This is a genomic window from Ensifer sp. D2-11 (assembly GCF_054161295.1).
Window position 1 is genome coordinate 251,687 of record NZ_CP096434.1, and the last position, 21,488, is coordinate 273,174.

The following is a 21,488-nucleotide window of genomic DNA, read 5'->3' on the forward strand; positions in this document are numbered from 1 at the left end:
TCGCCAGGAAAATGTGGGGAGAAACCGGTTGGGGCATGCCGACGTCGCTCGCCCTGCACCTGGCGCTCGCCTTTCTGCTGCTGGTTCGGCTTCCGGAATTGTCTGCGCCGGCAAAGGAACAAAGCGTCAGCGTCGAGCTCGTTCCGCAGCCGAAGAGTGCGGAAAAGCCCGAGCAAAAGCCGAACGCGGCCAAGAGCGAGCAGGCGCGCCCTCAGCCTGAGGCGTTCGAGTCGGCGGCAGCGCCGGCCGAAAAGGAAAAGCCGCCTCGGCCCGAGTTGCCTCCGGCCGCGCCGAAGAAGACCGAAACGCCGAGCGAGACGCCGGAGGCCTCGCGGCCCGCCCCGGCAAAGACGGAGAACTCCGCCAGCGAAAAGCCGGCGGAAAGCAAGACAGCGCTTGCGCAATTGCGCGTCGATGCCCGGAGCGCAGCGAACGAGGCGGCCGATGCTGCCGCGGCGCCGCCGGCTGCGGCTGTTCCCCAGGAGAAACCGGTTCTGGAGGAAGCAAGGGCGGAGCCGACGCAAAAGCCGGCCGAGGCGAAGGCCGAGCGCGAGTCGAGCCAGCTCGTCCAGGCGAAGGAACTCTATTCTGAAAACGCCCTGTCGGACCCGCGCGTGAAACAGGCGATCGGCAGGCTGCCGCCGAAAAAGCGGATCGTGCAGCTTTGCAGCATCGAGGCGCTCGAGCAGGTGCGGCGCGAAATGCCCGGTGCCTTTCCGGACATGCTCGTTCCCTTCGGTCCTTCCGGGGGCTTCATCTCGCAGACGGGCCTGAACGCCGATGGCGGCGCCTTCCGCAGCCGGTCGACATGGTACGCCATCGACTTCAAATGCGAAGTGAGCCCCGAGACGACATCGGTCACTTCCTTCAGCTTCGCGATCGGCAAGGCGATCCCGAAGAGCGAGTGGGGTGCGCGACAACTGCCGAGCAATTGAACAGTGGGATGGATGGAGGGACTGAATGGCAAGCGCGTATCGCTGGTTGAACGAGCCGGCAAGCTGGGAGGGCGACGAACGCGATCTGTCGCTCAAGACCGACGGCAATACGGACTTCTGGCGCGAAACCTTCTACGGGTTCGTGCGCGACAGCGGACATGCCTATCTTCGTCCGGTTTCAGGCGATTTCACCGCCTCGGCGACGATCGTCGGTCAGTATGAGCAGCTTTACGATCAGGCCGGTCTGATGCTGCGGGTCGACGAACAGAACTGGATCAAATGCGGTATCGAATATACCGACGGGCTGATGCATTTCAGCGTGGTCGTGACGCGGGGAGTATCGGACTGGTCGGTCATCCCGTTACACGCCAAGGCGCCTTCGGACCCACTGGAGGTGCGGCTGACGCGGCATGGGGATGCGGTGCGGGTGCAATTCCGCTTTGGCGAGGAACGTTGGCAGATGGCGCGGCTCTGTCCCTTTTCCGCCGCCGATGCCGAGGTCGGAGCCACGGCCTGCTCTCCGGAACGCGCGGGCTTTGCGGCAAGGTTCCGCGACTTGAATCTCGGCCCGCCGATCGCTCGCGCCTTGCACGACGACTGAAGTCCCGACACCGGGGACTTTTGGGAAAATGGGTCAGGCGATCGCGCGCGGCGCCAGGCTTCCGACCGGCCGGCAGGAGTCGCGGATCACCAGCCGTCCCTGGAGCACGAGCCGGCGCGGCGCTTCCGGGCTCGCGCCGGAAAGGCGGTCGAGCACGAGCTGCGCGGCCTGTTCGCCGATTGCCTGGACCGGCTGGGCGATCGTCGTCAGATGGGGCTGGAAGACGTCCGCCCAGGGGAAATCGTCGAAGCTTGCGACCGAAACGTCGTCCGGGCAGCGAAGGCCGATATCCCGGATCGCCTTCATCACCCCGATGACCATCAGGTTGTTGGCGGAGAAAATCGCCGTTGGACGCTCGGGACTCGTCAGCAGCTGGAGCGCGGCGGTATAGGCGTCCTTCTCCCGAAAATTGCCGATCCGGATCAGGTCCTCCTCGCAGGGGAGCCCCGTCGCCTCCAATGCTGCCCGATAGCCGGCAAGGCGCTCCCGTCCAGTGGACGTGTCGAGGGAGCCGGAAATATAGCCGATGCGCCGATGGCCGAGGCCGAGCATATAGATTGTTGCGTCCTGAACCGCGCGACGATTGTCGAGCACGACCGCATCGGTGTCGATGCCGTCGCAAAGCCGGTCGATCAGCACGGTTGGAAGATTGGCGCTCGCGATCATGCGTTTCAGCGTCTCGTCGTCTCCGGCTGGCGCGATGATCAGGCCGTCCACGCTCCGGTCGATCAACAGGGCGATCTGCTCGTCCTGCAGGGCGACGTCCTCGTCGTTGCAGCAGAGCATCACGGCGTAGCCGGCCCGATGCAGCACGTCCTGGATGACGGCCACGACATCGGTGAAGAACGGATTGGTGATATCGGCAACCATCAGGCCTACGGTGCGGGTCGTGCCGAGCTTGAGGCTGCGGGCGATGGCGTTGCGCTTGTAGCCTATGAGGCCGATCGCCTGCTCGATGCGGTTGCGCAATTCCGGACTGACCGGGGCCGAGCCGTTGATCACGGCCGAGACCGTCGCCACGGAGACATGCGCCGCCTTGGCGACGTCGAGCATGGTCGGTGCACCGGATTTCCGTGAATTTCGTCGCTGCTGCATCTCTTCCGAAACGTTTTGGTGATTTGCTCGCGAAACTGTATTTGAATTGCTGAAATTACGCAATGAAGGCCCGATCGGTCTGCTTGACAGTGTCGAAACGTTTAGAATAGGCTGCAGGAACTAGGCGAATAGAGCGTCAGATGTCGGCGGTAGGGAGGCTGCCAATATCATGCGCGATGCTATCCCCCGTGATTCGGTCACCACTGAACCCGACCGGCCAATTCTGGCGGCCGAAGCGATCTCGAAATCGTTTGGCGGCGTCGCGGCGCTCAAGGATGTGGGCTTCGAACTGCGCGCGGGCGAAATCCACGCGCTCATGGGCGAGAATGGCGCCGGCAAGTCGACGCTGATGAAGGTCCTGTCCGGCGTCTACCCGGACTACCAGGGCACCGTCCGCGTCGATGGAGAAACCGCCCGCTTCTCCAATGTGCGCGACGCCGAGGCGGCCGGGATCGCCATCATCCATCAGGAACTCAACCTCGTCCCCGAACTCGGCATCGCCGACAACATCTTTCTCGGCCGCGAACGGGTGATCGCTGGTCTTTTCGTGGATCGCAAGGCGAGCCTGGAGGCCGCACGAGGGCTGTTGAACCGCCTCGGGATCGAGCTCGATCCGGAGGCGCGCGTGGGGCAATTGCGGGTCGGCGAACAACAGCTCGTCGAGATCGCGAAGGCCCTGTCCGTGGAAGCGCGCATTCTGATCATGGACGAGCCGACCTCGGCGCTTTCGCCCGGCGAGTGTCGGCGCCTCTTCAAGATCATGCGGCAACTCGCAGCCGACGGCGTCGGCATCATCTATATTTCGCACCGGATCGACGAGGTCATGCAACTCAGCGACCGGGTCACCGTCTTCCGCGACGGCCGGCATGTCTGGACCCGGCCGATGGCCGGACTGGAAGAGAATACGATCATCACCGCAATGGTGGGCCGCAACCTCCTCGACGCGCACCGGCCCGACCAGGGCAAAGGCGGCGGCGAGCCCGTCCTTTCGGTCATGGACATGTCGCTTGCCGTATCCGGACGCCATGGCTGGCGCGACGTGCTGAGGGGGGTGAGCTTCGACGTTCGCGCCGGCGAGATCCTCGGCATCGGCGGCTTGCTCGGCGCAGGGCGCACGGAAATCCTGGAGACGATCTTTGCATCGAATGAAGGCCTTCGCGGCGGCGAAATCCGGCTGGACGGCATCGCCGTCAATATCCGTTCGCCACGCGATGCTCGCCGCCTCGGTTTTGCTCTGGTGACGGAGGACCGCAAGGCGAAGGGGCTGCATCTTCATGAATCGATCAGAGACAATGTGGCCCTACCGCTTGTTGGAAGGCTCGCACGATTCGGCCTGCGCTCCTTCGAAGGCGAGCGTGCGCTTGCGAAAGGGGCGGTCGATGCGCTCGGCGTTCGCTGCGCCGGGACCGATCAGGCGGCCGGAACCCTCTCCGGCGGCAACCAGCAGAAGGTCGTCATCGGCAAGTGGCTGGCGACCGGTCCGCGTGTCCTTCTTCTCGATGAGCCGACGCGCGGCATCGACGTCGGTGCGAAGCGCGAGATCTACGATCTCATCTTCAAGCTCGCCGGCGACGGGCTGGCGATCGTGGTGGTCAGTTCCGAATTGCCGGAGCTTCTGCTCCTCGCGGACCGCATTCTGGTGATGGCCGAGGGGCGGCAGACCGGACTCATCTCCCGGGAGGAGGCGAGCGAGGAGCGCATCATGCAGCTCGCCGCACCGCGGAGCGCGCGCGGAAGGGCGGTTGCATGAATTTCCTGAAGGCTCTCTCGCGCACGAAACTCTATTGGGGGCTGATCGCCATTTTCCTGATCGGAGTCCTGTCCTCACCGGTGACGTCATCGGGCAGGAACATCTTTCTCTCCTCCGGCAATCTCCTCGACGTGTTGCGGCAGGTATCGACCACCGGGCTGATCGCCACCGGCATGACGGCCGTCATTCTGACCGGCGGCATAGACCTTTCGGTCGGCTCGCTGATGGCGATCTGCACCGTCGTCTGCGCGATGCTCTTGACCGTTCCGGGGGACACGGCCGCCCTCTATCTGGGGCTGCCGGCCGTCGGGCTTGCCGTCCTGGTCGTCGGTGCGGCGGCCGTACGCTTCGTCTTCCTGAATATCGAGAAATCCCGTGCGGGCGTGACGCATATCCGCGACATCCAGCTTAACCGGACACGCGGTACCGTTCTGCCCGCCGCAGCCGGTATCGTTCTCTGTGCCCTGGTTCTGAGCTTCCTCTTGCCTCAGATGCAGACGAAATTCGGCGTGCTCGGCGTTCTGCTCGTGGCGCCGGCGGTCGGCCTCATGTTCGGCGCAGTCAACGGCGTGATCATCGTGGTCGGACGGTTGCAGCCATTCATCGTCACGCTTGCCATGATGGTCACGGCGCTCGGCATCGCCCGGCTCACCGCCGGGCAGAACAACGCCGTTCTGCCGGTCTATACCGGCAGCAATGCCACCGCCGACTTCGATATGCTGCGGCAGCTCGTCTTCGGCATCGTGCCGATGCCCGGCATATTCTTCATCGTCGCGATTCTTCTCTACGGCGCGGTGCTGCGCTTCACGCCTTTCGGCCGCTATGTCTACGCCATCGGCGGAAACGAGGAGGCGGCGCGCCTTTCCGGCATCAATGCGGGCCGGGTGAAAATCGTCACCTATGCGGTATCGGGTCTCCTCGCGGGCATCGCCGCGGTGCTCTATGTGGCGCAGTACCGCCAGGGCAAGCCGGACGCTGGCGCGGGCCTCGAACTGGATGCGATCGCGGCAGTGGTCATCGGCGGGACGAGCCTGATGGGAGGACGCGGGAGCCTTGCCGGGACGTTCTGCGGCGTCCTGATCTTCGGCCTGCTCTCCAACATCCTGCAGCTCCACAACATCAATTCCAATCTTCAGCTGGTGCTGAAGGGCGTGATCATCATCGGCACCGTGCTCGTTCAGGAGCGCAATGCCTACGATCTTCTCGCGCAGTTGCGGCTGCCGGGCGCAAGCCGGCGCTCGGCTCAAGGAGACACGTCCGTGGAGGAGCGGACGTCGAGAGAGACGTTGTCCATAACAATGGGAGGAAAGAAGAAATGAAACGCCGTGACATCCTGAAACTGACGGCGGTCGCCGCCGTACTCGCCGCGACGACCGCACTCATGCCGGCGGACGACGCCCTGGCCCAGGACAAGAAGTTTCGCATCGGCTTCAGCCAGGCGACGACGATCGAGCCGTGGCGCGCGCAGTTCAACAAGGACATCATCGCCGAGGCGGCAAAGCATCCGGATGTCGAGCTGATCATAACCGACGGTGAGGACAGGACGGAAAAGCAGGTGGCCGACGTCGAGAACCTCATTCGCCAGGAGGTGGACGCATTGCTCGTATCGCCGAAAGAGTCCGCAGGGCTCACCGGCGTGGTGCAGCAGGCGATCGATGCCAAGATCCCGGTCTTCGTTCTCGACCGCAACGTCGAGACCGACCAGTACACCCAGTTCGTCGGCGGCGACAACAAGCTGATCGGCCGCGCGGCCGGCGAATATGCGGTCGAGCTTCTCGGCGGCAAGGGCAAGGCTGAAGGCAATATCGTCGAGATATGGGGCGGCATGGGTACCCAGCCGGCGCATGACCGCCACGACGGCTTCCACGAGTTCACCGACAAGGAGCCCGGCATCAAGAACCTGCTCGATCAGCAATCCGGCGACTGGAAGCAGGACCAGGCCTACAACATCATGGCGACGGCGCTGCGCAACAACGAGAAGATCGACCTCGTATACGGCCACAACGATCCGATGGCCTATGGCGCCTACCTGGCGGCGAAGGACGCAGGCCGCGAGAAGGAAATGAAGTTCATCGGCATCGATGCGCTCCCGAACGAAGGCGTGACCTGGGTCAACAACGGCGAACTGACCGCGACCTTCCTCTATGCGACGCCGGGAGCGGAAGGTCTGCGCCAGGCGGTGAAGTTCCTGAAGGGGGAAAAGATCGAAAAGACCGTCACGCTCGACACGATGAAGGTGACCAAGGAAAACGCCGCGCAGATACTGAAGGACAACGGCCTTTAAAAGCCCTAGCGCGGACGCGCTGCGGCAAACGCAAAGTCTGCATGCTCTCCTCGGTCCGATTTGAGGAAGCGTGCAGCGGGCGGGCGGCGGATACGAGGGGGACCGCCCGCCTTACCTCTCACCGCATCATCGACAGCGCCGTGGCGAAGAAATCCTCGCCGCCGAAATTGCCCGATTTCAGCGCCAGCAACATGTCGTTTCCGCCAGTGCCGATCGTCCTCAGCAGAGGGACGCCGGGGGCGATCTCCGGACCGATCAGGAAAGCCGGGATGCCGAGCCTGTCGACGGTTGCGCCGGAGGTCTCTCCGCCGGCGACGACGAGGCGTCTCACGCCGCGCTCGACCAGTTCGCCGGCGATCGCGGCGGTTGCCGTCTCGACCGCGTGCCCGGATGCCTCTCGCCCGTATCGCGCCTGCAAACGCGAAACGACCTCAGGTGCGGCGCTCGCGGCGATGGCCACCGGGCCCTCGGCTATCCGTTCCCCGGCCCAGGCAATCGCTGCGGAAATCTCGTCCGATCCGGCGAGGAGCTTTTCCGTGTCGAGCCGCAGCACCGGCATATGCCGTTCCGCCGTATCGAGCTGCTTCAGCGTTGCCGCCGAACAACTGCCTGCGACCACCGCGGCAAGACCGCCGACGGGGCGGATGGCTTCGTTTTCCCCGTCGCTTGCCGAAGCCCGGCCGGAGCGTAGAAGCGCGCGGGCGAGGCCGAGGCCGAGGCCCGACGCGCCCGTTGAGACGGGCATTTCGAGCGCTGCCTCCCCGAGCGTTTCGAGATCGCGTTCGAAGACCGCATCCGCGATCGCCGCGGCGGCACCTTCAGCGCGTAACCGATCGAGCCGCGCCCTTACCGCATCGGCTCCGTCCGTCACGGTCGGCAGGTCGACGAGGCCGACCTTGCCGCGCGATTGGCGGGTGAGCACCCTTGCCAGGTTGGCATCCCGCATCGGGTTGAGGGGATGGTCTTTCAACGGGCTTTCGTCGAGCGGCTGGCCGTTGACGAAAAGATGGCCGAGATAGACGCTCCGTCCCGTTTCCGGAAAGGCCGGCGTGACGAGGGCGATGTCGCCGCCGGAGGCGCTCAGAAGCGCTTCGGTCACCGGCCCGATATTACCAAGATCCGTCGAATCGAAGGTAGAGCAGATCTTGTAGAGCACATGGCCGGCGCCGCGGCCACGCAGCCAGCTTTCCGCCCCGAGGGCGGCGGCCACGGCGTCCTTCGCTGCGACCGAGCGGATCTTCAGGGAAACGACCACTGCATCGACGTCGGGAAGGGCGAGCGACGGATCGGGAATGCCGACCGTCTGCACGGTGCGAAGCCCGTTCTTCGTCAGCGTGTTGGCGAGATCGGAGGCGCCCGTGTAGTCGTCGGCGATCGATCCGAGCAGGATTGTCATGGGTCAGCTCCGTCGAAAGGGTTTGAACCAGCCGAGGCCGTCGAGCGTCTGGCCGCGCGGGTTATATTCGCAGCCGACGAAGCCGCCATAGCCGAGCCGGTCGATTTCTTCAAAGAGGTAGCGATAGTTCAACTCCTCGCCATCCGGCTCGTGCCGCGAGGGCACGCTGGCGATCTGGATATGGCCGGTGACCGGCATACGGTGGCGGAGTGCCATTGCGACGTCGCCGTGCAGGATCTGCCGGTGATAGATGTCGAATTGCAGCTTGAGGTTGGGGAGCGCGAGCTCGGCGATGAGCCGCTCGGCGGTCCCGAAATCGTTGAGGAAATATCCCGGCATGTTGCGGCCATTGATCGGTTCGATGAGGAGATCGATGCCCTCGTCGGCCAGGCGCTCGGCGGTATAGGCGACCGAGCGGCGGTAGCAGGATGCGGCCTCCGGGTCGCGCGGATCAGCAAGACCTGCCATCAGGTGCAGGCGTTTGGCGCCGGTCGTCGCCGCGTAGTCGAGCGCCTTGTCGACGTCCGATTTCAACGCGTCGAAGCGGCCGGGCAGGGCGGCGATGCCGCGTTCGCCGGCTGCCCAATCGCCCGGCGGCAGGTTGAACAGTGCCTGCTCGAGACTGTTACGGGCAAGCCGCTCGGCGATCGCTTCCGGCGGCACCTCGTAGGGAAAAAGATACTCGACGGCGGCGAATCCGGCGTCGGCGGCCGCGTCGAAGCGGTCGAGGAACGGCAACTCGGTGAACATCATCGTCAGATTGGCGGCAAAAACGGGCATGCGCGTCTTCCTTATGGATTATTCGTGCCGGGCAGCGCGGCCCCGGAGAGCTGGGCGTAGAGCCGCGCGAGGGAGGAATCGTCATCGCGCCCCATGCCTGCGCCCGAGGCTGCAAGATACATCTGCAGTGCCGCCGCCACGAGCGGCACCGGATAGCGCTCCGCGCGCGCCATATCCTGGACGATGCCGAGGTCCTTCACGAAAATCTCGATGGCGCTCAGCGGGGCGTAATCTCCCGCGAGCACATGCGGGATGCGGTTTTCGAACATCCAGGAATTGCCGGCCGAAGCGGTGATCACCTCATATACTTTGTCGAGGTCCAGCCCCTGTTTGGCCGCGAAGGCGATCGCTTCGCAGGCGGCCGCAATGTGCACGCCGGCGAGAAGCTGGTTGATCATCTTGAAGGCGGCGCCGGTCCCGGCGGTCTCGCCGAGTTCGTAGACCTTGGCGGCCATGGCGTCGAGGGCCGGTCGGGCGGCTGCGAAGGCCTGCGGCGAACCCGAAGCCATGATCGTCAGTTCGCCCTTAGCCGCCTTTGCGGCGCCGCCTGAGATCGGCGCGTCGAGATAGTGAAGCCCGAGTGCTTCGAGCCGCTGCGCCAGGTCGCGCGCGATCGCCGGATCCATGGTCGCAGACGATATGAAGGCGCCACCGGGCTTCATGGCGCCTGCGACGCCATTTGGACCGAACAGAACGGCTTCGGTCTGCGCGCCGCTCACGACGACCGAAACGATGATGTCGGCGCCCGTCACGGCCTCGCCTGGCGTTCCCGCTCCGCGACCGCCCTCGGCGACGAAACGCTCCACTGCGCGCGGGGCGACGTCGTAGCCCAAGACGTCGAGGCCCGCGCTTTTCATCGAGCACGCCATACCGAAGCCCATCGAGCCGAGCCCGAGCACTGCGATCTTCGATGCCATTTCGTCTCCTCCAGTTGCTAGGGCACCCGTTCTAGTGAGCTTTGGCAGCGCTGCCAACCAAAATTGATAGCGCTGCCAAAAATTTCCGCCTATGAAGGCGATCAGACCCCTGAACGGCCACGTCAAACTGGAACAGGCGCGAAGTGACGACGGACTTCAAGCAGCAAACGACCGTAACGCTCGCAGAGGTGGCGGAAGCCGCGGGTGTGGGCGAGAGCACGGTTTCCCGCGTGCTGCGCAATCACGGCTCGTTCTCCGGCAAGGCCCGGGAGCGCGTGTTGGATGCGGTCGAGCGGCTTGGCTACGTCCCGAACCGGATCGCCGGCACCTTGGCCTCGGCCGGGTCCCGCCTCGTCGCCTTCGTCATCCCGTCGCTCACCAACATCGTGTTCCCGGACGTACTGCGGGGTGCAGGCGCCGTTCTGGAGGAAAATCGCTATCAGGCCGTCTTTTCCGTGACGGACTATGAGCCGGAGCGCGAGGAGGCCCTTGTCGCCGCCATGCTCGCCTGGCGGCCGACGGCGGTGATGCTTGCCGGCTTCGAGCATACGGGGGGCACGCTCAAGATGCTGCGGGCGAGCGGCTGCCGCGTCGTCGAACTGCTCGACATCGACGGGACCGCCATAGACCTGGCGGTCGGCTTTTCCAATCGCGAGGCGGGTCGCGCAAGCGCCGAATTCCTGTTGAAGCGAGGTTATCGCCGGATCGGCTATGTCGGCCACGATCTCGGCCGAGACACGCGCGCCGGCAAACGCTTCGAGGGCTTTCGTGAAGCGCTGAACCTGGCCGGCGTCCCCCTCGTGGATCGGGAAATCCGGGCGGGCGCTTCTTCGGTCGGGAGCGGGCGGGCGGGGCTCGAGCAGCTTCTTCGAAGGGCTCCGGGGCTCGATGCGGTCTATTTCTCGAACGACGACATGGCGCTCGGCGGATATTTTCATTGTCTTGCACGCGCCATTCCCGTTCCCACCAGGCTCGCCCTTTTCGGCCACAACGGCCTCGACATCGGCCAGGCCACGCCGCAACCTCTGACGACCATTCGCACGCCTCGCGTCGCGACGGGAAAGCTGGCGGCTGAGTTGGTCATCAACGATCACCCGTCCCACGTCGCCGATCTTGGATTTGAACTTATCGAAGGCGCTACAGCCTGAACGGAAAGGACCACCAATGTCAGAAACGCGTCTTCGCGAAGAAATCTGCCGCTACGGCCGGTCGCTCTTCGAGCGGGGCCTGACACCCGGCTCTTCCGGAAACATATCGATGAGACTCGAAGACGGCGGCTGGCTGGTGACGCCCACCAACGCCTCGCTCGGCTTCCTCGACCCCGCGCGCATTTCGCGGCTCGATGCCGGCGGCCGGCTCGTCTCGGGCGACAAGCCGACGAAGGAGATTCCCCTTCATTCCGCCCTCTACGAAACGCGCGGCAGCGCCCGGGCGATCGTGCATCTCCATTCGACCCACGCGGTCGCGCTGACGATGCTGCCGGAGATCGATCCGCGAGCGGGCCTTCCGCCGATGACGCCCTATTACCTCATGCGGGCCGGGGAGACGGCGCTCGTGCCCTATTACCGCCCCGGAGACCCGGCCGTCGCCGATGCGATCCGCGGGCTTGCGGGCAGATACTCCTCCGTGCTGCTCTCTAATCACGGTCCGGTCGTTGCCGGCGACAGTCTGGAGGCAGCGGTCTTTGCGACGGAGGAACTGGAGGAGACAGCCAAGCTCTACCTGCTGCTGCGCAACCTCAATCCGCGCTACCTGAGCCCTCAGCAAGTCGCCGATCTTGTCGAAACGTTCAGCCTCGACCTGCCGTCGCTCGGCGACCATGAGGGGCATAATCACGGATAGAGTTAGAGTGCCTCTATTTTGCCCCTCACCCTAGCCCTCTCCCCGCGCGCGGGGAGAGGGGACGTGCCCCTGGAAAGCGCCGGCGATATTGGTTGCAATGACGAACCCGCTTGTCCCTTCTCCCCGCCTGCGGGGAGAAGGTGCCGGCAGGCGGATGAGGGGCGGCCGAGCGTCTCCCAACCCACCGCGGCGCACAACGGGCGCCGTGCACTTTTGGTGCGCTGCCGCAACGAACCTCTCTTGACCGCGCCCTCCTATCGGCACTCTATTTGTCATACTGATCTGCTGGACCAACCAGTGGATCAGTTGGAGGCGCCGCGGTGAATGGAAGTCCAATCCTCACGCATATGCCTAAAGTCGGGAAGAGCCTCGAGCGCCGTACCGCGCGCGACCTCATTGCCGACAAGCTTATGGTGCTGGTTGCGACCAACATGCTGAGGCCGGGCGATGTGCTGCCGGGCGAGCGCGAGCTTGCGAGCGTGCTCCATGTGAGCCGCGAGACGGTGCGCGGGGCAATCCAGACGCTGGCGGCGCGCGGTGTGGTCGAGGTGTCGCAAGGAAGCCGAACGCGCGTCGGGAATGTCGATCTGAGCCATGTCACAGTGACGATCGCTTCCCCGAACGCGATCGACAGCTACGATCTCGAGGACGTTCACGCCGCAAGGCTTCACATCGAGCTGAAGGTGGTCGGCGACGCGGCCGAAAACATCGATGAAGAGGCGCTGCGCAAGCTTGACAGCCTTCTCGACGCGCAGAAGATCTGCGGCGACGACGCGATGCGCTTTCTGATCTGCGACCGCGAGTTCCATGTGGCGATCTACCGGGCCTGCGGCAATCCGCTGCTCTCCGATTTCGTCACCGACCTTTACACCTATATGATGGACTACCGGCGCAGCGCCATGTCACGGCCGGGAGCAATCGAAGCGAGCTACAAGGATCACAGCGACATCGTCGCCGCCTTGAGACGGCATGACCGGGCGGCCGTCGTCGCCGCCTTTCACCATCATCTGATCCGGATCTATGAAACGACGAAGGCTCTGCTGGCGGACGAGGAGGCAAACGGAAGGAACAGAAAGTCGAGCTGAGCCAGGACTGACCGGGTGGCTGAACAGGAGGAGGTTCGCCGAAAATGCATGTAATGGTCATAGGTGCCGCCGGCATGATCGGCCGGAAGCTGGTCGAAAGGCTGGCCGCGGAGCCCGGTGCTCTAGGACGCGAGATCGCCAGCCTGACATTGGCGGACGTGGTGGAGCCGCCCGTGCCGCCGGCGTTTTCGTCGCTTGCGACGACGCTTGCGATCGACCTGTCCACCGAGGGCAGCGCAGAGCGCCTGATCTCGTCGCGGCCGGACGTGATCATCCATCTCGCGGCGATCGTCTCGGGAGAGGCGGAGGCCGACTTCGACAAAGGCTACCTCGTCAATCTCGACGGCACACGCGCGCTCTTCGAGGCGATCCGCCGCGAGGGACAACGTGAGCGCTACCTCCCGCGCGTCCTCTTCGCCTCCTCTATCGCCGTCTTCGGCCAGCCGTTTCCGGAAAGGATCGGCGACGAGTTCTTCACCACGCCGCTGACCAGCTACGGGACGCAAAAGGCGATCTGCGAACTGCTGCTCGCGGATTATAACCGCCGCGGCTTCTTCGACGGCATCGGCATTCGGCTGCCGACCATCTGCGTCCGGCCCGGAAAGCCGAACAAGGCCGCATCCGGCTTCTTTTCCAACATCCTGCGCGAGCCGCTCGTCGGCCAGGAAGCTATCCTGCCGGTGGACGAGAATGTCCGGCATTGGTTCGCGAGTCCGCGCTCGGCCGTGGGCTTCTTCATCCATGCGGCGCGAATGGACACGGGTATCATCGGGCCGCGGCGCAACCTCACCATGCCGGGGCTCTCGGCGCTGGTCGGCGAGGAGATCGAGGCGCTCGCCCGCATTGCCGGCCAGAAGGCCGTGAGCCTCATCCGCCGCGAGCCGGATCCGGTGATCCAGACGATCGTCTCCGGCTGGGCGACCGACTTCGATGCCCGTCGTGCGCGGGAACTCGGCTTCACGGCCGAGAGCAACTTCGACGAGATCATCCGCATCCATATCGAAGACGAACTCGGAGGGAGGGGCTGAGATGGCGCAAGGGAAGGGATCGGGCGAGGGCAGGGTCGCGCTGGTCACGGGCGGCGGGACCGGTGTCGGCCGCGGCATCGCCCAGGCCTTGAGTACGGAAGGCTACAGCGTCGTCATTACCGGCCGCCGTCCGGATGTACTCGAGGCTGCGGCCGGCGAAATCGGCGGGCGGACCGGCAATATCGTCCGCGCGGTCGTCTGCGATGTCGGCGATCCGGATCAGGTCGCGGCTCTCTTCGCCGCCGTCCGGGCGGAATTCGCCCGGCTGGACCTCCTCGTCAACAATGCCGGCTCGAACGTGCCGCCCGTGCCCCTCGAAGAGGTGACCTTCGAACAGTGGAACGGTATCGTCGCGGCGAACCTCACGGGCGCCTTTCTGTGCACGCAACATGCCTTCCGGCTGATGAAGGCGCAGACGCCGCACGGGGGCCGGATCATCAACAACGGCTCGATTTCCGCGCAGACGCCGCGGCCCAATTCGGCGCCCTATACCGCGACCAAGCACGCCATCACCGGCCTCACGAAATCGACGGCGCTCGATGGCCGGATGCACGACATTGCCTGTGGCCAGATCGACATCGGCAATGCCGCGACCGACATGACCGCGAGGATGAGCACCGGCGTGCTGCAGGCCAATGGCGAGGTTGCGGCGGAGCCGACGATACCGATCGAGCACATCGCCGAGGCGGTCGTCTACATGGCGAGCCTGCCGCTCTCGGCCAATGTTCTCACGATGACCGTGATGGCGACCAGGATGCCGCTGGTCGGCCGCGGATAAAAGAGGTTTTCAGCCTGGCGCGGTCGCGCGAACGATGAATTGGGCGGCCGCAAGGATAAAGATCAGTTCTGGGAGGAACGCAAATGGCAGGCGTGGATTTTGTCGATGTCCGGAAGTCCTTCGGTGCTTTCCCTGTCATCAAGGGCGTGAACATCGAGATCGAGGATGGCGAGTTCGTCATTCTCGTCGGCCCTTCCGGTTGCGGCAAATCAACCTTGCTCCGGATGCTGGCGGGTCTCGAAAACATCACCGCGGGCGAAATCCGCATCGGCAACCAGGTGGTCAACCGCTTGCCGCCGAAGGACCGCGACATCGCCATGGTGTTCCAGAATTATGCGCTCTATCCGCATATGACGGTCGCCGACAACATGGCCTTCTCGCTGATGCTGGCAAGCAGACCGAAATCCGAAATCGACAAGCGCGTCGGTGTGGCGGCCGAAATTCTTGGCCTTTCGAAGCTGCTGGACCGCTATCCGCGTCAGCTTTCCGGCGGTCAGCGACAGCGTGTCGCCATGGGACGGGCGATCGTGCGCGACCCGCAGGTGTTTCTCTTCGACGAACCGCTTTCCAATCTCGATGCAAAGCTGCGCGTCGCCATGCGCGCCGAGATCAAGGAACTGCACCAGCGGCTGAAGACCACGACCGTCTACGTGACGCATGACCAGATCGAGGCGATGACCATGGCCGACAAGATCGTCGTCATGCATGACGGCATCGTCGAGCAGATCGGCGCACCGCTCGAGCTCTACGACAACCCCGCCAATCTCTTCGTGGCCGGTTTCATCGGCTCGCCTGCGATGAACATGCTCAAGGGCCGTCTCGATCCGGCCGACCCGAGTGTCTTCCTCACGGCCGACGGAACGGCTCTGCCCGTGGCGCGGCCGGCGGCAGCCGCCCAGGGGCGCGATCTCGTCTACGGACTGAGGCCCGAATACATGGCTCTCGATCCGAACGGGCTGCCGGCCGAAATCGCGGTGATCGAGCCGACCGGCTACGAGACGCAGTTGATCGCAAGGCTCGGCGGCCACGATGTGACCTGTGTTTTCCGCGAGAGGGTGAATGCCAAGCCCGGCGAAACGATCCATCTCGCAATCGATGCCGCGCATGTGCACTTGTTCGACGCCGGAACCGGACGGCGGCTGGTCGCCTGACGTCGCTGACGAAGGGAGGAGCCTTCGTGGGCCAATAAAGATGCCAGGCAGTGGCCGGCATCGCTCAAGCCGCATTCGCCAAGCGGGACGGTGAATGCGGAGAAAGACGCTCCCGCTTTTTGAGGAGGAGTAGCATGCCGATAAAGAGACGTGATTTTCTCGCGACCTCCGCCGCACTCGCCGGCGTTGCGGGTCTGGGCATCCGCCCGTCCTTCGCGCAGGCCGAGCCGAGCTACAAGCCGGAGGAGGGGGCAAGCCTCAGGCTTCTCAGATGGACGCCCTTCGTCAAGGGCGATGAAGACGCCTGGATCGCCAATACCAAGAAGTTCACGGAGGCAACGGGGGTCGAAGTCCGCATCGACAAGGAAAGCTGGGAGGACATCCGGCCGAAGGCGGCGGTTGCCGCCAATGTCGGCTCCGGCCCTGATATGGTGATGTGCTGGTTCGACGACGCACATCAATATCCGGACAAGCTCGTCGACCTGACGGAGCTCGCCGACTATCTCGGCAACAAATATGGAGGATGGTACGACGGCCTGAAGGGTTATGCGAGCCGCGACGGGCAGTTCATCGCCATGCCGCTGGCCGCGATCGGCAACGCCGTCTGCTACCGCGAGAGCCACATGAAGGCGGCCGGCTTCAGTGAATTCCCGAAGGACACGGCCGGCTTTCTCGAACTCTGCAAGGCTCTCAAAGCCAAGGGAACCCCGGCCGGTTTCCCCCATGGAAAAGCGGTCGGTGACGGCAACAACTACGCCCATTGGCTTCTGTGGAGCCATGGCGGCAAGATGGTCGACGAGAGCGGCAAGGTCACGATCAACAGCCCGGAAACGCTCGCTGCGGTCAATTACGCGAAGTCGCTATACGAGACCTTCATCCCGGGTACCGAAAGCTGGCTCGACATCAACAACAACCGCGCCTTCCTTGCGGGGCAGGTATCGCTGACGGCAAACGGCGTGTCGCTCTACTATGCGGCCAAGAAGGACGCGGCCCTTGCGGAGCTTGCAGCCGACATCCGCACGACCAACTTCCCGGTCGGTCCGGTCGGCCAGAGCGTCGAACTCCACCAGACGAGCTCGATCCTGCTGTTCAAGCACAGCAAGTATCCCGAAGCCGCCAAGGCCTATCTCAAGTTCATGATGGAAGCCGACCAGATGAACGCCTGGATCGAGGGGTCGAGTGCCTATTGCTGCCAGCCGCTGAAGGCCTTTGCCGACAACCCGGTCTGGACTTCGGACCCGATCCACGCACCCTATGCGCGCGCCTCGGAGACGCTGCGGCCGAACGGCTATGCCGGACCCCTCGGCTATGCCTCGGCAGGCGTCATGGCCGACTACGTCCTGGTCGACATGTTCGCCAGTGCGGTCACCGGCCAGGCGACGCCGGAAGACGCCGTCATCGAGGCCGAACGGCGGGCGAACCGCTATTATCGGGTCTGATCCAGCCGCTGCCTACAGCGCCGCGCGTCTTAACAGACGCGCAAAGGTCGCTGTAGCACTTTGATCTGCTGCATGTTTTTGTCCTTTAATCGGATAGGATTAAAGGAAACATGCAGTAGGGCCGCCTCAAAGCCGGCAGCAAACGCTGCCGGCAAATGCCTCGAGATCCGTTCCTCCAGCCGGAGAAGCCCGATGTCCTCCATAACGCCGTCCGGAAAGCCATCCACCACGGCTTCGCTGATGCAGAACAACAATGTGCTCGGCTTCCTGTTCATGCTGCCGGCAGCCGTCTTTCTGATCTGCTTTCTGACCTATCCGCTCGGGCTGGGCGTCTGGCTCGGCTTCACCGACACCCGCATCGGCCGCGACGGCGTCTTCATCGGGATCGAGAATTACGAATTCCTGGCCCGGGATTCGGTCTTCTGGCTGTCGGTCTACAACACGCTGCTCTACACCTTCGTGGCGTCGATCCTGAAATTCGTGCTCGGGCTCTGGCTGGCGCTGCTGCTGAACGAAAACCTGCCTTTCAAATCCTTCTTCCGCGCGATCGTGCTCCTGCCCTGGGTCGTGCCGACGGTGCTTTCGGCGCTCGCCTTCTGGTGGATCTACGATTCGCAGTTTTCCATCATCTCCTGGTCGCTGATGCAGCTCGGCATCATCGACGGGCCGATCAATTTCCTGGGCGACCCGAACAACGCGCGCGCTTCCGTCATTGCCGCCAATGTCTGGCGCGGCATTCCCTTCGTGGCGATCTCGCTTCTCGCCGGCCTGCAGACGATCCCGGCTTCGCTGCAGGAGGCAGCCTCGCTCGATGGCGCCACCAGCTGGCAGCGTTTCCGCTATGTCACCCTGCCGATGCTGACCCCGATCATCGCGGTCGTCATGACCTTCTCGGTGCTCTTCACCTTCACCGATTTCCAGCTGATCTACGTGCTGACCAAGGGCGGGCCGGTCAACGCAACCCATTTGATGGCGACGCTCTCGTTCCAGCGCGGCATTCCGGGCGGGCAGCTCGGGGAGGGGGCGGCGATCGCCGTCGCCATGATCCCCTTCCTGCTCGCCGCCATCATGTTCAGCTTCTTCGGCCTGCAACGCCGCAAATGGCAGCAGGGCGGCCAGGATTGAGCGGGAGGACAAAATGAACACGACCACACGAGTTGACGACGAGGTCCTCACCGACACGGCCGAGGGCATGAGCTATCTGAACCGCCTGCCGCGGCGGATCGTGGTGCTTTACCTGCCGATGGCGGTCTTCGTCTTCGTATTGCTCTTCCCGTTCTACTGGATGGCGATCACGGCGGTGAAGCCGAATGCGCAGCTGACCGACTACAACAATTACAGCCCGTTCTGGGTGGTCCGTCCGACGCTCGACCACATCAAATATCTGCTCTTCGAGACCTCCTATCCGGGCTGGCTCTGGAACACGATGCTGGTGGCCGTAGGCTCGACCATCCTGTCGCTTGCCGCATCGGTTTTCGCGGCCTATGCGATCGAGCGGGTGCGCTTCACCGGCGCGCGGCCCGTCGGGCTGCTGATCTTCCTCGCCTATCTGGTGCCGCCGTCGATCCTGTTCATCCCGCTCGCCTTCATCGTCTTCAAGTTCGGCATCTACGATTCCAAGCTGGCGCTGATCTTCACCTATCCGACGTTCCTCATACCGTTTTGCACCTGGCTCCTGATGGGCTATTTCCGCTCGATCCCCTTCGAACTCGAAGAAAGCGCGCTGGTGGACGGAGCCACGCGCTGGCAGATTCTGGTGAAGATCATCCTGCCGCTCGCGGTGCCGGGCCTGATATCGGCCGGCATCTTCGCCTTCACGCTCTCGTGGAACGAGTTCATCTACGCGCTGACATTCATCCAGTCCTCGGAGAACAAGACCGTACCGGTCGGCGTGCTGACGGAACTGGTGCGCGGCGACGTCTTCGAATGGGGCGCGCTGATGGCGGGCGCACTGTTCGGTTCGCTGCCCGTGGTCATTCTCTACTCCTTCTTCGTCGATTATTACGTGTCGTCGATGACGGGAGCGGTGAAGGAGTGAGTTTCCCTCATCGTCTGACGAGGAGGAGGGCAAATGTCACGAGGATCACCGCGAAAGGTGCCCAGGCGCCCGCATCCTCCAGGGCCAGAAGGGTGAGGGCGCTGAAGGCGCACCAGAGGACCGGAATGGGCAGAAGCAGCCACAGCTTCTGCGGCATGAGCGCCACGAGGGCGCCGAGCGTCACGGCAACGGTCGGATCCGGCATTGCACCGAAGGACTCGGCCGAGGCGGGCGCGCGGCCGGCAAGCAGCGGGCCGAGAGGATAGCCGAGCGAGCCGAACACCATCAGGCCGATGCCGCCACGCCGGCGCAGGCTGTTCGCGGGCAATGCGCCGCGTTGCGTCCACCGGATCGCGACAAGCAGCAAACCGGCCTGCAGCATGAAGGCCGCCGTTGCATAGGACATCGCCCAGTTTATGGTGGAGTAACGCAGCCACAGAAATTGCCACGCGCAGAAGAGCCAGGCCAGGGCCAGCGTCGCCATGGCCGCGGCGCGGGCGCGCCGACCGTCCGTTGCAGTGGCGAAGAGGATGGCAAGCGCGCCGGCAACGAAGACCAGTTGAAGCGGCCAGAGTCCCTGATTGTAGCGTTCGACGAGGCGAAAATAGACGCGCGGCGAAAACATGAGGAAATCCGCGAGCGTGTAGGTCGCCCAGTCCGGCATCACGTCAAATCCGTATCACGCCGCGACAGGATCATGCTTCAGAGCGCCTCCACATAGGCGGCCATGCGTCCGCGCAGCTTCTCGTCGGGCAGGATGCCTCTTGCGGCCTCCAGATTCTCCCGTACATGGTCGACGCGCGTCGTCGCCGGGATTGCGCAGGTGACCGCCGGATGCGAAATGATGAACTTCAGCAGAAACTGCGCCCAGCTGCGAGCGCCGGTCTCCGCAATCCAGTCCGGCAACGGTTCGTCTTCAACCTGCCGGATCAGATCGCCCTGCCGGAACGGCCGGTTGACGATCACGGCAATGCCCTTCTCCTGCGCCAGCGGCAAGATGCGCTCCTCCACCTCGCGGTCGAGGATATTGTAGGTGACCTGGACGAAATCGATCGGCTGGCTCACCATGACCTGCTCGATCTCGCGGTGCCTGCGCCCCTCCGAGGTGGTGATGCCGACATAGCGCAGCCGGCCTGCCGCCTTCATGTCGAAGAGCGCGGGCAGGTGCTCCTCCCAGGAGACGAGATTGTGAACCTGCATGAGATCGAATTTATCGACGCCCCAGTAGTCCTTCGATGCTTCGATCTGGGCCGCGCCTTCGCCGGGGTCCGATATCCAGACCTTTTCCGCCGAGAAGAGCTGCTTCGGATATCCGAGCTTGCCGAGGCCGTAGCCGATGGTCGGCTGGGACGATCCGTACATCGGCGAGGAATCGATCATGCGACCGCCGCCTTCGAAGAAGGCAGCGATCACCGCGGCACATTCGTCCATCAGTACAGGGTCGTCTCCGACGTTGAAGGTGATCCAGGTGCCGAGGCCGACAAGCGGCAGCGGTTCTTCGCTCTTCGGTATGACCCGCTTCGTGAGGTCGGCAGCCTGGCCCCACGCCCGCGGCACAAGCGGCAGCGACATACCCATGCCTAGCCCCTGAACGACTGCGCGCCGCGTGAAAGTCATCGCTCGCTCCCTTCGGCCCGAAGCTCTCCAGATCACGATGCTTTTGGGTCAGGTCGACCTGAAAGCATGAACGTGATCGATTCCAACAAGTTGAGACGCGGGATGCGGCCCGCGCTAGCCTGTGGCTCACGGGGCGGGATAATAACCCCTGCGGCGCCACTCTGCAGCCACGAAGTCGTGAGCGCGGTGCTGTAAAGCTAACCGCGGTGAGCCCGCTCGAGTGCGGCGATATCGAACTTTACCATGGCAAGCATGGCTTCCGTCACGCGCTTCGCTCTTTCGCGGTTCGCATCCGAGATCATCTCGCCGAGGACGCGGGGAACGATCTGCCAGGACAGGCCCCAGCGGTCCCTCAGCCAGCCGCAGTGCTCCGCTTGGCCGCCATTGTCGAGGAAGGCCTCCCAGATGCGGTCGAGCTCTTCCTGGCTGTCGCAGGCGACCTGGATCGAGTAAGCGTGGTTGAAAGGATCGAGAGGACCGGCTTCGAGCGCGGTGAAATTCTGGTCGCCGAGCCTGAATTCGATCACCGTGACGCTGCCCGGCGGGCCGCTGGGTGTTTCGGCGGGCACGGTGGTGCTGCCCGATATGGCGGAATTCGGGATCGTCGATACGTAGAAGTCGACCGCCTCACGCGCGTTTTCCGGGAACCAGAGATGGGAGATAATCTTGGGGATGGAAGGATCTCCTTCGATAAGGGGACATTCTGTACGGCCCAAGGACGTTCGGGATTCGCGGTTCCCGACAGACACCAT

21 protein-coding genes are annotated in these 21,488 nt (G+C 64.0%); 14 read left to right on the top strand and 7 right to left on the bottom strand.

Annotation, left to right across the window (positions count from 1 at the left end):
- Positions 1-11: 11 nt before the first annotated feature.
- Complete coding sequence (locus M1D34_RS18340) at positions 12-935, top strand: DUF930 domain-containing protein (protein WP_498784294.1); 924 nt, start codon at positions 12-14, stop codon at positions 933-935.
- A 25-nt stretch (positions 936-960) separates the two neighbouring features.
- A complete protein-coding gene (locus tag M1D34_RS18345) occupies positions 961-1,536 on the top strand; it encodes a DUF1349 domain-containing protein (protein WP_127515762.1) in 576 nt (191 codons plus the stop codon).
- A 33-nt stretch (positions 1,537-1,569) separates the two neighbouring features.
- Here the strand turns inward: M1D34_RS18345 and M1D34_RS18350 are convergent, their stop codons facing one another.
- Complete coding sequence (locus M1D34_RS18350) at positions 1,570-2,589, bottom strand: LacI family DNA-binding transcriptional regulator (RefSeq protein ID WP_498783470.1); 1,020 nt, start codon at positions 2,587-2,589, stop codon at positions 1,570-1,572.
- A gap of 211 nt (positions 2,590-2,800) precedes the next feature.
- On the opposite strand from M1D34_RS18350, the gene M1D34_RS18355 reads away from it, so the two are divergent.
- The 3 genes from M1D34_RS18355 to M1D34_RS18365 are packed head-to-tail and all read left to right on the top strand — an operon-like array spanning position 2,801 to position 6,665.
- Positions 2,801-4,381, top strand: coding sequence for a sugar ABC transporter ATP-binding protein (locus M1D34_RS18355; RefSeq protein WP_498783472.1), 1,581 nt, complete (start codon positions 2,801-2,803; stop codon positions 4,379-4,381).
- Complete coding sequence (locus M1D34_RS18360; RefSeq protein ID WP_498783474.1) at positions 4,378-5,700, top strand: ABC transporter permease; 1,323 nt, start codon at positions 4,378-4,380, stop codon at positions 5,698-5,700. Before M1D34_RS18355 ends, M1D34_RS18360 begins: the two co-directional genes overlap by 4 nt.
- Positions 5,697-6,665: a substrate-binding domain-containing protein gene (locus M1D34_RS18365; RefSeq protein ID WP_498783476.1), complete on the top strand. Its 969-nt coding sequence runs from the start codon at positions 5,697-5,699 to the stop codon at positions 6,663-6,665. The genes M1D34_RS18360 and M1D34_RS18365 overlap by 4 nt, the downstream gene beginning before the upstream one ends.
- A 118-nt stretch (positions 6,666-6,783) precedes the next feature.
- Here the strand turns inward: M1D34_RS18365 and otnK are convergent, their stop codons facing one another.
- The 3 genes from otnK to ltnD are packed head-to-tail and all read right to left on the bottom strand — an operon-like array spanning position 6,784 to position 9,758.
- Positions 6,784-8,061, bottom strand: a complete 1,278-nt coding sequence (gene otnK, locus M1D34_RS18370; RefSeq protein ID WP_498783478.1) for a 3-oxo-tetronate kinase — start codon at positions 8,059-8,061, stop codon at positions 6,784-6,786.
- Between the two features lie 3 nt (positions 8,062-8,064).
- Positions 8,065-8,841 carry a 2-oxo-tetronate isomerase gene (gene otnI / locus M1D34_RS18375; protein ID WP_498783480.1) on the bottom strand — a complete coding sequence of 259 codons (777 nt, stop codon included), beginning with the start codon at positions 8,839-8,841 and terminating at the stop codon, positions 8,065-8,067.
- A gap of 11 nt (positions 8,842-8,852) precedes the next feature.
- The gene (ltnD, locus tag M1D34_RS18380) at positions 8,853-9,758 is read right to left on the bottom strand and encodes an L-threonate dehydrogenase (RefSeq protein ID WP_498783482.1); all 906 of its coding nucleotides are present in this window, start codon (positions 9,756-9,758) and stop codon (positions 8,853-8,855) included.
- A 143-nt stretch (positions 9,759-9,901) separates the two neighbouring features.
- On the opposite strand from ltnD, the gene M1D34_RS18385 reads away from it, so the two are divergent.
- The 9 genes from M1D34_RS18385 to M1D34_RS18425 all read left to right on the top strand — a co-directional run bounded on the left by M1D34_RS18385 (position 9,902) and on the right by M1D34_RS18425 (position 19,119).
- Positions 9,902-10,906, top strand: a complete 1,005-nt coding sequence (locus M1D34_RS18385; protein WP_498783484.1) for a LacI family DNA-binding transcriptional regulator — start codon at positions 9,902-9,904, stop codon at positions 10,904-10,906.
- Between the two features lie 16 nt (positions 10,907-10,922).
- A complete protein-coding gene (gene otnC, locus M1D34_RS18390) occupies positions 10,923-11,600 on the top strand; it encodes a 3-oxo-tetronate 4-phosphate decarboxylase (RefSeq protein WP_498783486.1) in 678 nt (225 codons plus the stop codon).
- A gap of 320 nt (positions 11,601-11,920) precedes the next feature.
- Positions 11,921-12,685 (top strand): FadR/GntR family transcriptional regulator, encoded by a 765-nt coding sequence (locus M1D34_RS18395; RefSeq protein ID WP_014527790.1) that lies wholly within the window; start codon positions 11,921-11,923, stop codon positions 12,683-12,685.
- Positions 12,686-12,729: 44 nt separating this feature from the next.
- The gene (gene denD / locus M1D34_RS18400) at positions 12,730-13,713 is read left to right on the top strand and encodes a D-erythronate dehydrogenase (RefSeq protein ID WP_498783488.1); all 984 of its coding nucleotides are present in this window, start codon (positions 12,730-12,732) and stop codon (positions 13,711-13,713) included.
- A gap of 1 nt (position 13,714) precedes the next feature.
- On the top strand, positions 13,715-14,491 hold the full coding sequence (locus M1D34_RS18405; protein WP_498783490.1) for an SDR family oxidoreductase: 777 nt from the start codon (positions 13,715-13,717) through the stop codon (positions 14,489-14,491).
- Between the two features lie 83 nt (positions 14,492-14,574).
- A complete protein-coding gene (locus tag M1D34_RS18410; RefSeq protein WP_003526380.1) occupies positions 14,575-15,642 on the top strand; it encodes an ABC transporter ATP-binding protein in 1,068 nt (355 codons plus the stop codon).
- Positions 15,643-15,776: 134 nt separating this feature from the next.
- Positions 15,777-17,081 carry an ABC transporter substrate-binding protein gene (locus tag M1D34_RS18415; RefSeq protein WP_010976184.1) on the top strand — a complete coding sequence of 435 codons (1,305 nt, stop codon included), beginning with the start codon at positions 15,777-15,779 and terminating at the stop codon, positions 17,079-17,081.
- Positions 17,082-17,273: 192 nt separating this feature from the next.
- Positions 17,274-18,206 carry a carbohydrate ABC transporter permease gene (locus M1D34_RS18420; protein WP_010976183.1) on the top strand — a complete coding sequence of 311 codons (933 nt, stop codon included), beginning with the start codon at positions 17,274-17,276 and terminating at the stop codon, positions 18,204-18,206.
- 13 nt (positions 18,207-18,219) lie between these two features.
- A complete protein-coding gene (locus M1D34_RS18425; protein WP_013850375.1) occupies positions 18,220-19,119 on the top strand; it encodes a carbohydrate ABC transporter permease in 900 nt (299 codons plus the stop codon).
- 7 nt (positions 19,120-19,126) lie between these two features.
- Here M1D34_RS18425 and M1D34_RS18430 read toward each other — a convergent pair whose 3' ends face one another.
- The 3 genes from M1D34_RS18430 to M1D34_RS18440 all read right to left on the bottom strand — a co-directional run bounded on the left by M1D34_RS18430 (position 19,127) and on the right by M1D34_RS18440 (position 21,410).
- Positions 19,127-19,783 (bottom strand): DUF6064 family protein, encoded by a 657-nt coding sequence (locus M1D34_RS18430; protein WP_498783494.1) that lies wholly within the window; start codon positions 19,781-19,783, stop codon positions 19,127-19,129.
- A 38-nt stretch (positions 19,784-19,821) separates the two neighbouring features.
- On the bottom strand, positions 19,822-20,736 hold the full coding sequence (locus M1D34_RS18435; RefSeq protein WP_498783496.1) for an aldo/keto reductase: 915 nt from the start codon (positions 20,734-20,736) through the stop codon (positions 19,822-19,824).
- Positions 20,737-20,933: 197 nt separating this feature from the next.
- Entirely contained in the window at positions 20,934-21,410 is a 477-nt protein-coding gene (locus tag M1D34_RS18440; RefSeq protein WP_498784295.1) for a VOC family protein, read from the bottom strand.
- Positions 21,411-21,488 lie beyond the last annotated feature (78 nt).

Excerpts from the sequence above, each read along its gene's own strand:
- M1D34_RS18340 (WP_498784294.1), top strand. The coding sequence starts at position 12 with ATGTGGGGAGAAACCGGTTGGGGCATGCCGACGTCGCTCGCCCTGCAC.
- M1D34_RS18345 (WP_127515762.1), top strand. The coding sequence starts at position 961 with ATGGCAAGCGCGTATCGCTGGTTGAACGAGCCGGCAAGCTGGGAGGGC.
- M1D34_RS18350 (WP_498783470.1), bottom strand. The coding sequence starts at position 2,589 with ATGCTCGACGTCGCCAAGGCGGCGCATGTCTCCGTGGCGACGGTCTCG.
- M1D34_RS18355 (WP_498783472.1), top strand. The coding sequence starts at position 2,801 with ATGCGCGATGCTATCCCCCGTGATTCGGTCACCACTGAACCCGACCGG.
- M1D34_RS18360 (WP_498783474.1), top strand. The coding sequence starts at position 4,378 with ATGAATTTCCTGAAGGCTCTCTCGCGCACGAAACTCTATTGGGGGCTG.
- M1D34_RS18365 (WP_498783476.1), top strand. The coding sequence starts at position 5,697 with ATGAAACGCCGTGACATCCTGAAACTGACGGCGGTCGCCGCCGTACTC.
- otnK (WP_498783478.1), bottom strand. The coding sequence starts at position 8,061 with ATGACAATCCTGCTCGGATCGATCGCCGACGACTACACGGGCGCCTCC.
- otnI (WP_498783480.1), bottom strand. The coding sequence starts at position 8,841 with ATGCCCGTTTTTGCCGCCAATCTGACGATGATGTTCACCGAGTTGCCG.
- ltnD (WP_498783482.1), bottom strand. The coding sequence starts at position 9,758 with ATGGCATCGAAGATCGCAGTGCTCGGGCTCGGCTCGATGGGCTTCGGT.
- otnC (WP_498783486.1), top strand. The coding sequence starts at position 10,923 with ATGTCAGAAACGCGTCTTCGCGAAGAAATCTGCCGCTACGGCCGGTCG.
- denD (WP_498783488.1), top strand. The coding sequence starts at position 12,730 with ATGCATGTAATGGTCATAGGTGCCGCCGGCATGATCGGCCGGAAGCTG.
- M1D34_RS18405 (WP_498783490.1), top strand. The coding sequence starts at position 13,715 with ATGGCGCAAGGGAAGGGATCGGGCGAGGGCAGGGTCGCGCTGGTCACG.
- M1D34_RS18410 (WP_003526380.1), top strand. The coding sequence starts at position 14,575 with ATGGCAGGCGTGGATTTTGTCGATGTCCGGAAGTCCTTCGGTGCTTTC.
- M1D34_RS18415 (WP_010976184.1), top strand. The coding sequence starts at position 15,777 with ATGCCGATAAAGAGACGTGATTTTCTCGCGACCTCCGCCGCACTCGCC.
- M1D34_RS18420 (WP_010976183.1), top strand. The coding sequence starts at position 17,274 with ATGTCCTCCATAACGCCGTCCGGAAAGCCATCCACCACGGCTTCGCTG.
- M1D34_RS18425 (WP_013850375.1), top strand. The coding sequence starts at position 18,220 with ATGAACACGACCACACGAGTTGACGACGAGGTCCTCACCGACACGGCC.
- M1D34_RS18430 (WP_498783494.1), bottom strand. The coding sequence starts at position 19,783 with ATGCCGGACTGGGCGACCTACACGCTCGCGGATTTCCTCATGTTTTCG.
- M1D34_RS18435 (WP_498783496.1), bottom strand. The coding sequence starts at position 20,736 with ATGACTTTCACGCGGCGCGCAGTCGTTCAGGGGCTAGGCATGGGTATG.